The organism is Conexibacter sp. CPCC 205762 (assembly GCF_030646155.1).
Taxonomy (GTDB): domain Bacteria; phylum Actinomycetota; class Thermoleophilia; order Solirubrobacterales; family Solirubrobacteraceae; genus Conexibacter.
In genome coordinates, this window is record NZ_JAUTDN010000002.1 from 131,133 (window position 1) to 142,633 (window position 11,501).

Annotated in this window: 10 protein-coding genes; 4 read left to right on the forward strand and 6 right to left on the reverse strand. The window is 75.0% G+C overall.

All coding sequences use genetic code 11. From position 1 onward, the window contains the following. Positions 1–12: 12 nt before the first annotated feature. On the reverse strand, positions 13–855 hold the full coding sequence (locus tag Q7L73_RS02785) for a methyltransferase domain-containing protein (RefSeq protein WP_304685978.1): 843 nt from the start codon (positions 853–855) through the stop codon (positions 13–15). 72 nt (positions 856–927) lie between these two features. Here Q7L73_RS02785 and Q7L73_RS02790 point away from each other — a divergent pair, with 72 nt between their 5' ends. Continuing rightward, a complete protein-coding gene (locus Q7L73_RS02790; RefSeq protein WP_304685979.1) occupies positions 928–1,800 on the forward strand; it encodes a bifunctional 2-polyprenyl-6-hydroxyphenol methylase/3-demethylubiquinol 3-O-methyltransferase UbiG in 873 nt (290 codons plus the stop codon). Here Q7L73_RS02790 and Q7L73_RS02795 read toward each other — a convergent pair. From Q7L73_RS02795 to Q7L73_RS02805, 3 genes are read right to left on the reverse strand one after another with little or no spacing between them, the layout of a single operon-like run. Next, positions 1,773–2,918 (reverse strand): glycosyltransferase family 1 protein, encoded by a 1,146-nt coding sequence (locus tag Q7L73_RS02795; RefSeq protein WP_304685980.1) that lies wholly within the window; start codon positions 2,916–2,918, stop codon positions 1,773–1,775. The genes Q7L73_RS02790 and Q7L73_RS02795 overlap by 28 nt on opposite strands. Further along, positions 2,915–3,907: a GDP-mannose 4,6-dehydratase gene (locus Q7L73_RS02800; protein ID WP_304685981.1), complete on the reverse strand. Its 993-nt coding sequence runs from the start codon at positions 3,905–3,907 to the stop codon at positions 2,915–2,917. The genes Q7L73_RS02795 and Q7L73_RS02800 overlap by 4 nt, the downstream gene beginning before the upstream one ends. After that, a complete protein-coding gene (locus Q7L73_RS02805; RefSeq protein ID WP_304685982.1) occupies positions 3,904–4,893 on the reverse strand; it encodes a glycosyltransferase family A protein in 990 nt (329 codons plus the stop codon). The genes Q7L73_RS02800 and Q7L73_RS02805 overlap by 4 nt, the downstream gene beginning before the upstream one ends. Before the next feature lie 23 nt (positions 4,894–4,916). Here Q7L73_RS02805 and Q7L73_RS02810 point away from each other — a divergent pair, with 23 nt between their 5' ends. Genes Q7L73_RS02810 through Q7L73_RS02820 form a run of 3 tightly spaced genes read left to right on the forward strand, consistent with a single transcriptional unit; the run spans position 4,917 to position 8,437 of the window. Continuing rightward, a complete protein-coding gene (locus Q7L73_RS02810; protein ID WP_304685983.1) occupies positions 4,917–5,717 on the forward strand; it encodes a hypothetical protein in 801 nt (266 codons plus the stop codon). After that, complete coding sequence (locus tag Q7L73_RS02815; protein WP_304685984.1) at positions 5,714–7,240, forward strand: polysaccharide biosynthesis C-terminal domain-containing protein; 1,527 nt, start codon at positions 5,714–5,716, stop codon at positions 7,238–7,240. Before Q7L73_RS02810 ends, Q7L73_RS02815 begins: the two co-directional genes overlap by 4 nt. Positions 7,241–7,261: 21 nt before the next feature. After that, positions 7,262–8,437 carry a glycosyltransferase family 4 protein gene (locus Q7L73_RS02820; RefSeq protein ID WP_304685985.1) on the forward strand — a complete coding sequence of 392 codons (1,176 nt, stop codon included), beginning with the start codon at positions 7,262–7,264 and terminating at the stop codon, positions 8,435–8,437. On the opposite strand, the gene Q7L73_RS02825 is transcribed toward Q7L73_RS02820, so the two are convergent. Both Q7L73_RS02825 and Q7L73_RS02830 read right to left on the reverse strand, forming a co-directional pair. Then, the gene (locus tag Q7L73_RS02825; protein ID WP_304685986.1) at positions 8,398–9,297 is read right to left on the reverse strand and encodes a class I SAM-dependent methyltransferase; all 900 of its coding nucleotides are present in this window, start codon (positions 9,295–9,297) and stop codon (positions 8,398–8,400) included. The two genes, Q7L73_RS02820 and Q7L73_RS02825, sit on opposite strands and share 40 nt — an antisense overlap. Beyond that, on the reverse strand, positions 9,294–11,501 hold the full coding sequence (locus Q7L73_RS02830; protein WP_304685987.1) for a hypothetical protein: 2,208 nt from the start codon (positions 11,499–11,501) through the stop codon (positions 9,294–9,296). The genes Q7L73_RS02825 and Q7L73_RS02830 overlap by 4 nt, the downstream gene beginning before the upstream one ends.

Below are 11,501 nucleotides of genomic sequence, written 5' to 3' on the forward strand. Positions count from 1 at the left end.
CGCGACGCTCGTTCAGCCGGCGGCGCGGTCGCCGGCGAACGGGCTGCGGCGGCGCCACGGCGCCGTCGGCGCGAGCGCGACCGCGTTGTCGGGCCGCGCGCCCTCCGGCACGAAGCGGCCGAGCACGAACGTGTCATGCGGGTGGCGGACCGCGATGTGGTGCAGCTGGATCCCGGCGCGGTCGAGCAGCCGCACGATCGCTCCGCCGTCGAAGACGTGGTGGTGCAGCAGGCGCGTGTTGAGGTTGTCGCGCCGCGCCGCCTCCCACTGTTCGCGCGGCGAGTCGTCGGCGTCGCGCGAGCGGTCGTGCAGCGCCAGCGTCTCGTCCAGGTGGGTGAGGTCGTCCTCGCCGGTGCCGGCCGCGTGGTCGGCGACGATGTGCTCCAGCGGCGTGACCGGGCGGCGATGGTCGAAGGTGCCCTCGCGGTGGGGCGCGACGAGCGCGATCCAGCCCTCCGGCACGAGCACCCGCCGCCACGCCTCCAGCTCGGCGAGCGGGTTGGCGAAGTGTTCGATCACGTGCGACGTCATCAGCACGTCCCAGGAGCTGTCCGGCAGCCCTTCGAGCTGCCCGCTCTCGACCACGACCAGTCTCCCCAGCGGCGCGCCGTCGGGCGCGTACGGGGCGCTCTCGTCGAGCTGGTGCCAGGCCGTGTCGGCGCGCCACTGGACGGCGTCGCAGCTGGCCAGCCGCGGGTAGAGCGGCCAGATCCCGCCCTGCTTGAAGCGGTCGGTCGGGCCGCCGACCTCGAGGCCGCGGAGGCCGGCGAGCGGCGCCGAGAAGGCGTCGGGCAGCGGGCGGCGGTGGCCGGCGAGGCGCCAGCGCGCGTTGACGGCGGCGTCCTTCAGGCCCATGGCGCGGGGAGATCGTGCATGTCAGGCACCGTACCGATGTCGTCTCCGCCAAGTCGTTAGCGTGCGGGCCTGATGTTCGAGATATGCCGTACCTGTGGCGGAGCGGTTCAGACCTCCGCGCTGCTGGCCCCGCTGCCGTTCGTCACCTGTGAGCGCTGCGGCTTCACCTTCCGCGTCGACCGTGCCGAAGAGGACGTCCACGCGATCTACGAGGAGGGCGCCTACAGCGGCGCGCTCGCGACGCTCTACTCCGATCCGGCGACGCTGCGCAACCGCCGCCGCGACGCCCGTGTGCGGCTCGACTTCATCGCGCCGCACGCGCCCCGCGGCGCGCGGCTGCTCGACGTCGGCGCGGCCGGCGGGGCGTTCGTCGAGCAGGCGATCGCGCGCGGCTACGCCGCCGAGGGCGTCGAGCCGACGCCCGAGTTCGCCGCCTTCGCGCGCGACTCGCTCGGCGTCCCGGTGCGCGCGACGACGGTCGAGCAGGCCGGGCTCGAAGAGGCCTCGCTCGACGTCGTCACGATCTGGCACGTGCTCGAGCACATCCCCGATCCGGTCGACGTGCTGGGCCTGCTGCTGACGGCGCTGAGACCGGGTGGCGCGATCGCGATCGAGGTCCCCAACGCGGGCGGTCACCTGGCGCTCTCGCAGGGACGCGAGTGGGCGTCGCTGCAGCCGGAGGTCCACGTCAACCAGTTCGGCCCGCGCAGTCTCGCGGCGGCGCTGGAACGCGCCGGCTTCGAGGTCGTCGACGTCAGCTCGGTGACCGTCACGCCGTATCTGCGGCGCGGGCAGCGGCTCCAGCCGGGCCAGGTCGTCCACCGCCTGCGCGGGGTGCAGAAGCTGCGCACGGTCTCCTCGACGCATCCGCACGGCCACGAGCTGCTGCGCGCGATCGGCCGGCGGCCGGCCGCCGCTCAGCCGGCCGCGAGCGCCAGCTCGTAGCTGCGCGCCGTCTCGCGCGCCGTCCGCTCCCACGAGAAGGTCGCGGCGCGCGCGAGGCCGCGCTCGCGCAGCAGCGCGCGCAGCGGCTCGTCGCCGATCAGCCGCTCGATCGCGGTCGCGATCGTCGCCGCCTCGGAGGGGTCGAACAGCAGCGCCGCGTCGCCGGCGACCTCCGGCATCGAGGCGCGGTCCGAGCAGGCGCCCGGGACGCCGCGCGCCATCGCCTCCAGCACCGGCAGCCCGAAGCCCTCGTAGAAGGACGGGAAGACGTGCGCCGCGCAGGCGCGCCACAGCCCCTCGACGTCGGCGCGCGAGAGCCAGCCGGGGAAGCGCACGACGTCGGCGACGCCGCGCTCGCGCGCCCGCTCCAGCAGCGCCGCCTCGTGCTCGGTCTCGTAGCCGGGCACGACCAGCAGCGGCCGCCGCTCGGCCGGCAGCAGCGCGAGCGCGTCGATCAGCCCCTCGACGTTCTTGTGCGGCCGCTTCGCCGCGAGGCTCAGCAGCAGCGGACGCTCGCCCAGCTCCAGCCGCGCGCGCAGCTCCGGCTCGGGCGTGACCGGCGCGCCCTCCGGCGGCAGCGTCGTCGCGAGGTGGACGACGTCGATCGCGGCGGCGTCGGTGCCGATGTGGGCGACGACGTCGTCCTTGGTCGACTGCGAGTCGGCGATCACGCGCCGCGAGGCGCGCACCGCCGCCGGCACGAGCAGTCTCATGCCGAGGCCGCGCAGGCCGAAGTGGGCCTCCGGCGCGACCGCGTAGTGGAGGTCGTGGACGGTCGTCACGCGCGGCGGGCCGCCGGCGAGGCGGCCGGGCCCGGTCGAGGCGAGCGAGTGGATCAGGTCGGCTCTGACCCAGCGCGCCAGCTTCGGCACGTGCCACTGCTCGCCCCACACCCACTGCTTGCGGTCTCTCGCGTCGACCGGCGCCAGCACCGACTGGACGGTGCCGTCGTTCCACGGCGCGGCGCCGTCGGCGGCGGCGCGTCTGCTGACGATCGCGACCAGCTCCAGGTCGGGCAGCGCGGCCAGCCGCGGCAGCAGCTCGCGGGCGTAGACCTCCATCCCGCCGGTCTCGCCGGGGACGAGGTAGACGAGGTTGAGCGCGACGCGCGTCGTCATGCGGCCTCCAGCAGTCTCAGGTCGGCCGCGACCATCTCGCCGACGAGCTGCTCGAAGCCCGTCCGCGGCTGCCAGCCGAGCAGCTCGCGCGCCCGCGCCGGGTCGCCGACCGGCGGCCACCGCTCCGGCGGGCGCACGAAGCGCGGGTCGACCTTTACGCGGTCGCTGCCGTCGGGCGCGTGGCGGCCGACCCCGGCGGCGGCGAAGGCGGTGTCGACGAGGTCGCCGACGGTGTGCGGCATGCCCGAGGCGAAGACCCAGTCGGACGGCTCCTCGTGACGCAGCGCCAGCACCATCCCGGCGACGACGTCACGCGCATGCGACCAGTCGCGCACCGCCGCCAGGTCGCCGAGCGTCAGCGTCTCGGCGCGGCCGGCGGCGATCGCGGCGACGCCGGCCGTCACCTTGCGCGGCAGGAACCGCTCGGGCCGCCGCGGCGACTCGTGGTTGAAGGTGATCGCGGAGACGAGGAAGCGGTCGTGGCGGGCGCGCAGCGCGCCGACGAGGCCGTGGGCGGCGAGCTTCGCGACGCCGTAGGGGCTGCGCGGCCGCATCGGCGCACGCTCCGACTGCGGCGAGACGCCGGCGTCGCCGAAGACCTCGCTGGAGCTGGCGACCAGCACGCGCACCGGGCGCTCCTGCGCGCTGGCCGCCGCGAGCACGGCGGCGGTGCCGCCGGCGACGGCGCTGACGACCTCGGTCGGGTCGTCCCACGAGTCGGGCACGAAGGTCGGCGCGGCGAGGTGGTACAGCTCGTCGGGCTGCGCCGCGGCGATGGCGGCGCGCACGCTCGCGGGGTCGAGCAGGTCGAGCGGCAGCAGCTCCAGCCGCCCGCGCAGGTGGCCGAGGCCGGCGCTCGCGAGCGCCTCGTCGCCGTCGCGGCCGGGGCGGATCGTGCCGAGGACCTCGTCGCCGCCGGCCAGCAGCTGCTCGGCGAGGTAGCCGCCGTCCTGGCCGGTGACGCCGGTGATCAGGACGCGCCGGCTCATGCGCCCGGCCCCCTGCCGTCGGCCGGCTCGCTGAGCACGCCGGCGCCGCCCCAGCGACCGCGCGCGGCACCCAGCGCGGAGCCGGTCCAGCGCAGGCCGGGCAGCCTGCCGGCGCGGTCGATCGCCGGTGCGACGGCGTGGTAGGCGAGCGCGCGCCAGCGGATCGAGCCGAGCGCGGCCGCGACCGCCGCGCGCAGCCGCGCCGGCCGCCCCAGCGGCGCGAACGCCGGCGAGCGCCAGCCGACGTCGGCCAGCACCTGCCAGGCGATCGTCAGCTGCGGCAGGCGCGCCTGCAGGCGCGAGACGCCGAAGGTCGCGACGATCTTGTCGACGCTGGCGCTGGTGCCGCCGACGGCGCGGTCGACGTGCGTCGTGTCGGTCGTCGCGATCGCGCCGTGCATCGCGACGCGGCCCATCAGCAGCCAGTCGTTGCCGAGCGCGTTGGGCATCGGCAGCGCGGCGCGCAGCGCGTCGCCGCGCATCAGGCCGTACATCACGCCGTTGTCGTCGACGCGGCGGAAGTAGTCGACGACGCGGGCCGCCGGGCGCGCGTCGAGGTGGTCGTGGCGCAGCCCGGCGGCGACCTCGCGGTCGCCGTCGAAGTAGCGCGCGCGGCCGTAGGCGACGGCCAGCTCCGGCTGCGCCTGCAGCAGCGCCAGGCAGCGCTCGACGTAGTCGGGCTGCAGCCAGTCGTCGTCGGCCAGCAGCATCGCGTACGCGCCGCTCAGCTCGGCCGCGAGCAGGTTGAAGTTGGCGGTCGAGCCGCCCGCGTTGGTCGGCTGGCGCAGGTAGCGCAGGCGCCCGTCGGCGGCGGCGAGGCGGCGGCAGAGCTGCTCGGTGCCGTCGCCGGAGGCCTGGTCGGAGACGATCAGCTCGATTGCGCGGTGCGTCTGCCCGAGCGCCGTGTCGAGCGTGCGGGCGAGCGTCTCGGCGCGGTTGTACGTCGGCACGGCGATGCTGACGAGAGGCTGGTCGCGGTCGCTCACGCGGCCGATGCGATCATGTCGGGGTGTCCTCTGTCTGTCTCGTGCATCTGGTGTGGGCCCCGCTCGGCGCGGAGCCGCTGGAGCGCTTCCTGCGATCGTACAGCGAGCGTCCGCCCGGCCTCGGCCACCGGCTCGTCGTCGTCCTCAACGGATTCGCCGACGGACCGCTGCCGGCGGCGGTCGCCGAGCCGCTGGCGCAGCTGCCGCACGAGGCGCTGCGGCCGGCGCGCGCGATCCAGGACCTCGCCGCCTACCGGCTCGCCGCCGGTCACGTCAGCTGGGCCGACAGCATCTGCTTCGTCAACTCGCACGCGCAGCCGCTCGCCGACGGCTGGCTGGCGCTGCTGCACGAACGGCTGCAGGACGACGGCGTCGGGATCGTCGGCGCGACCGGCTCGCACGAGAGCACCTTCTCGGCCGCGCCGCGGCCGCTGAAGCCGCTGCGCGCGCTGCAGTACCCGCCCTTCCCGAACCCGCACCTGCGGACCAACTCGTTCATGCTGCGGCGCGCCGACATGCTCGCGCTCGACTGGCGCATCGGCCGCTCCAAGAGCGCCGCCCACCAGCTCGAGAGCGGCAAGCGCGGGATCACCCGCCAGCTCGCCGCGCGCGGCCTGCGGGCGCGCGTCGTCGACCGCGACGGCGTCGCCCACCCGCCCGAGCAGTGGGCCGCCAGCCGCACCTTCCGCTCCGGCGACCAGGAGCGGCTGCTGGTCGCCGACAACCGCACGCGCCAGTACGCCGACGCGCCGCCGGCCGAGCGCGAGCGGCTGGCGCGGATGGCGTGGGGCGAGGCGGCGGTCACCGCGGTGCCGCGCCCGTGACCGCGCGCGACGAGCCGGCCGTCGAGCCGGACGCGCCCGACGCCGCGGCCGAGCCGCCGACGCGGCAGTCGGTCGACGAGGCGCTGACCGCGCCCGACGCCGGCAACCGCGCGATCCGCGGCGGCGTGATCCGCGTCGTCGGCTTCGGCGCCGGGCTGTTCCTGACCGCGCTCGTGACGCCGTTCCTGCTGCGCCACCTCGGCGTCGACGCCTTCGGCCAGTACACGGCCGTCGTCGCGATCGTGACGATCGTGCAGGGGCTGACCGATGCCGGCCTGACGATCGTCGGCCAGCGCGCCTACGTCCACGCCGACGCCGAGCGGCGGCGGACGCTGCTCGCCGACCTGCTCGGGATCCGGCTCGTGCTGACGCCGATCGGGATCCTGCTCGGGGTCGGCTTCGCCGTGCTCGCCGGCTACCCGAACGCGCTCGTCACCGGCACGCTGCTGGCGGGCGTCGGCGTCGTGCTGGGCGTGACGGCGGCGGCGCTGGCGATGCCGCTGAGCGTCGAGCTGCGGCTCGGCGCGGTGACGGCGATCGACTTCGTGCGCCAGCTGACGCTCGTGATCGGGATCGCCGTGCTGATCGTCGCCGGCGCCGGCCTGCTGCCGTTCTTCGGCACCTACATCGCCGGCGGCGCGGTCGCGGTCGCGGCGGCGCTCGCGTTCCTCGGCACGAGCGCCTGGGTCGTCCCGCGCTTCTCCTGGAGAGAGTGGCGCCCGCTGCTGAAGGAGTCGGTCCCGGTCGCGCTCAGCCTCGTCGTCAACACGACCTACGTGCGCGCCCTGATCGTGCTCTGCTCGCTGCTGGCGACCGAGCACGAGACCGGCCTCTTCGCCGCCTCCTACCGCATCTCGGAGATCCTCCTGGGCGTGCCGATGATGATGTTCGGCGCCGCCTTCCCGATCCTCGCCCACGCCCACGTCGCCGACCGCGACCGGCTCGCCTACGCGCTCCAGCGGATGGGCGAGGCGTCGCTGCTGGTCGGGCTGCTGGTCGGGCTGCTGCTGGCGGTCGGCGCCGTCCCGGCGATGGCCGTGCTCGGCGGCAGCGAGTTCAGCGGCGCCGCCGACGCGCTGCGGATCCAGTCGGTCGCGATCGCCGGCGCGTTCATGACGGGGCTCGGCACGGCCGCGCTGATATCGGTCCACCGCCAGCGCGAGCTGCTGCTCGTCAACCTGATCGCGCTGCTGACCGTGATCGTGCTCGGGACGACGCTGATCCCGCTCTGGGGAGCCAACGGCGCGGCGCTGGCGGCGAGCATCGGCGAGCTGCTGCTGGCGGTCACGTCGCTGACGCTGCTGATCCGCTCGCAGCCGGACCTGCGGCCGGACTTCCACTACGTGCCGAAGCTGCTGCTGGCCGCCGGCGCCGGCGCCGCCTGCCTGCTGCTGCCCGGCTCCGACGTGATAGCGACGGTCGCCGCCGCGCTCGTCTACGGCGCCGTCGCGTGGCTGCTGAGAGCGGTGCCGATGGAGCTGGTCGACGCGCTCGTGCGGCGACGGCCGCTCGCCGACGCCTGAGCAGTCGCTAGCCTGCCGCGGATGCCCGAAGCCGCCTCGCCCGCCGTGCCGTCCGAGACCCGCCGCCGCGTCGTGCTGCTGCGCGGCAACGCCGCCAACGTGCCGGAGCTGCAGGCGTGGGAGCACGTCGGCGGCGACTACGACGTGTCGGTGCTGGTGCCGGGCTCCAACGACCGCGACGTGTCGGCGCTGTCGTTCGGGCAGGTGCCGGTGCAGACGGTCGGCGAGCGGATCCCGGGCGGCCGCCTCGGCGGGCTCGCGACGCGCGTCGTCGGCGACCGCTATCTCGGCCTGGAGGAGCGGCTGCGCGGCGCCGACGTCGTCCATGCCGCCGAGCTCAGCTTCTGGTTCTCGTGGCAGGCGGCGAAGCTGAAGCAGCAGCTCGGCTACAAGCTCGCGCTGACGGTGTGGGAGACGCTCCCGTTCGTCGAGGCGTACCGCAACGTGCGCACGCGCCGCTACCGCCGCGACGTGATCGCCGCGACCGACCTCTACCTCGCGACGACCGAGCGGGCGCGCGACGCGCTCGTGCTGGAGGGCGTCGCGCCGGAGCGGATCGAGGTCGCGCCGCCGGGGATCTCGGTCGACCGCTTCGCCGCCGCGCGCGTCGCCGCGCCGCCCGCCGACGGCCGCCACCTGATCCTCTCGACCGGCCGGCTGGTGTGGGAGAAGGGCCACCAGGACCTGCTGCGCGCCGTCGCGCTGCTGCGCTCGCGCGGCCGCGACGACCTGCGCGTGATGATCTGCGGCGTCGGCCCCGAGGAGAGACGGCTGCGCGGCGTCGCGCACGACCTCGGCCTCGACGACGTCGTCGAGTTCCGCGGCTACATCGACAACGACGAGATGCCGTCCGTCTACGCGCAGGCCTCCTGCCTGGTGCTGGCGTCGATCGCGATCCGCTACTGGGAGGAGCAGTTCGGGCTCGTGCTGGCGGAGGCGATGGCGGCGCACGTGCCGGTCGTCGCGGCCGCCAGCGGCGCGATCCCGGAGGTCGTCGGCGACGACGGCCTGCTGTTCTCCTCCGGCGACTGGGTCGGGCTCGCCGACACGCTCGCGCGCGGACCGCTGGCGGCGTCCCCGGGCACGCGCAGAGCGCCCGACGCCGCGCGCATGGCGCGCTACAGCCACGCCGCCCAGGGCGCCCGCCTGCGGGCCGCCTACGACGGGCTGCTGGGCCGTCGCAGCGCCAGCGTGTAGCTCGCGCCGCGTCCGCCGCGCCGCTCGATCGGCGCGACCGCGAGCCGCACCGCCTCGCCGGCGAGGCCGGCGACCTTGCGCGCCGGGCCGTTGGTCGAGAAGGAGGCGAACGAGCCCGCCCAGCCGAAGTTGTTCGAGCGCCGCGCGTCCTCGTCGGCGGTCGTCTGGTGGACCGGCTGGAGGCCGTGGCGGGCGCCCTCGGCGACGATCGCCTCGGGTGCGATCAGCGCCAGGTGCCGGGGCGGGTCGACGTGCGCCCAACGGCCGCCGAGCACGCGCAGCTGCAGCGATCTCGGGTTCGGCGCGATCACGATCAGCGTGCCGCCGGGGGCGAGCGCCGCGGCCGCCGCGGCGATCGTCGCGGCGGGGTTGGAGAGGTGCTCGATCACGTGCCACATGACGATCGCGTCATGCTGGCCCGAGAGCGCCGCGGCGGGGTCGTCGGACTGCGTCACGGGGATCCCGAGCACGTCGGAGATGAAGGCGCAGCAGGCGGCGTCCAGCTCGATCGCGCTGACGTCGTAGCCGGCGCGCCGCGCCAGCTCGATGAAGCCGCCGGTCGCCGGGCCGATCTCCAGCAGCGAGCCGCCGGCCGGCACGAGGCTGCGCACCAGCTCGAGCCGGTGCGCGGCGTTGTCGTCGCGCGCGACGGCCGCGTCTGGCGACTCCGGCATCCCGTAGTAGCTGGCCGGGTAGTAGCGGCCGAGGTCGTCCGGGACCTCCGCCAGCGACACCGTCCCGCAGGCTGTGCAGGCGACGTAGGGGAAGGCGTGGTCGCTGAGCCGGTGGTTGCGGTCGACGGCGTCGAACGCCGGCACCGTCGGGCCGCCGCAGAAGCGGCAGGCGATCTCGTTCGTCATCTCGTGCAGGGCTGCAGTTGGAGGTTGAAGAGCGCGGGCGAGCGCTCGCTGCCGTCGGCCAGTCTCGCTGCGCCGCTGTGCAGCGTCAGCGTCGTCGGGCGGTCCCGCAGGCGGATTCTGAACGCCGCCGGCTGGCCGGGCGCGGCGCTGCCGCGAATCACCCGCGGCCCGCCGGTGAGGCGGAACCGGAGCACTCTGTCGGTCAGCGGGTGGGTGTTGACGATGCCGCTCAGGCAGCGCTCGTCACCGTGCGGGAAGACGCGCAGCCGCATCGGGTTGGCCGGGTCGCCGAAGCGGTCGGGCAGCGCGCCGCGCAGCAGCCACTCGATCCGCAGCGGCATGCGCGGATGCTCCAGCCCGGCCCACGGGTAGAGCGGCGGGCTTCTCAGCAGCTCGCTGTCGAAGCCGACGGTCGACTGGCCGGAGGAGGTGAGGATCACGTCCGGCACGGCGCGGCCTTCGAGGTCGACCTTGCCGGTTCTCCAGTCGACCTCCGCCTGCGCCGGCGGCGTGCCCGGCGGCGGCTCGGTCCCGTCGCCCTCTATCCCGACCGAGAAGCGGTAGCCGAGCGAGCGGTTGAAGACCTGCAGGAACGCCATCTGGGCGGCGACGTCGGGGTGGATCGTGCCGTCGACGGCGAGCGGCTCGCTGCTGCTGATCGCCTCGCCGGGGTCGTAGGCGTCGACCGCCTCGTCGATGAACTCGAGCTGCTGGCGCGGCACGTCCTTCATCCCGACGACGTTGGTGAACTTCTTCGCCGGGTGCCAGGTCGCGGCGAGCTGGAAGACCAGCAGCCCGCCCATCGCGACGACGACGACCGCGGTCTTGACGCGCCGCGGGAAGGCCCGCAGCGCGACCAGCACGAGCCCGACGGCGACGGCCGCCGCGACCGCCGTCGCGAGCACCGCCCACAGCTCTCTGCCGAACCCTATGCGCTGCGACAGCTTGCCCAGCACGACGTCGCCGAAGAACTGCGAGGTCGGCGCGATGAAGTATCTGTAGACGTCACCGGGCGGCCACTCGTAGGAGCTGGCGACCAGCCACGTGACGGCGACGCCGCTGACCGCGATCGACCACAGCGGCGGCGGCTTCTTGAAGACCGCGAGCGCGCCGGCGAGCACGAACGGCGCCGCCAGCACCGCGAAGTAGCGGTCCTCGTTCATCGAGAAGTAGTAGGCGTAGGAGAAGATCACCGCGTAGCCGGCGACCAGCCACGCGAAGCCGCCCTCGACCGCGTCGGCCGGCTTCCAGAGGCTGCGCAGCAGCAGCGGCAGCGCGAGCACGAACGGGACGATCGCGGTGCCGATCGCGAGGTGCGAGAAGAGCGTGCGCGTGTTGTCCCACAGGACCGACAGCTCTATCTGCGGGTGCAGCCGCACGCCGCCGTACTGCTCGCCGCCGACGAGCGGGCCGGTGCCGACGACCAGCAGCGCCAGCAGCAGCGCGATGGCGCCGGCCGACAGCAGCGGGTGGCGCGTCAGCAGCCGCTTCGGCAGCGCCTTCAGCCAAGCGGCCAGGCGCTCGCCGTCGGGGCGGCCGAACCAGATCGTCGCGAGCGCCGCGGGCGCGATCGCGCCGACCAGCGGCGCCCAGCCGATGCGCGCGATCACCGTCAGCGCGAGCGTCGCCAGCACCAGCAGGTCGCCTCTCCAGCCGGGCCGTCTCAGCGAGCGCAGCATCGCCCACAGCATCAGCCCGCAGCTGAGCGTGCCGACGGTCGTGTTGAGCGTCGTCGTGCCGTAGAAGGCGAAGCTCCCGCTGGAGGCGATCAGCGCCGGCGCCAGCGCCTGCCAGCGGCCGAGGCCCAGCTCGCGCGCCGCCAGCCAGACCGGCACGACGACGAGCGACTGCGCCAGCGCGGTCAGCACGTGCAGCAGCTGGTACTGCTTGGTCGGGTCGTCGGTGGCGAGCACCGTCAGCCACGCCAGCCAGCTGGTCAGCCGCTCGGGGCCGCGCGCGACGTTGCCCTGGAGGAAGTTGGCGAAGTCGCCGTCGATGAAGCGGCCGAGCAGGACGGCGTTGGACTCGTCGATCGTCGCCAGCCGGCTGTCGAAGCTGAAGTGCAGCAGCACGGCGGTCATCAGCGCCGTCCACGCGGCCAGCACCAGCAGCGGTCCGTGACGCAGGAGCAGCTCCGTCGCCGCCGGCCGGGCGGAGGCGCCGGTCGCGGGTGAGATCGAGCTGTCGCTGGTCGGAGACGCCAT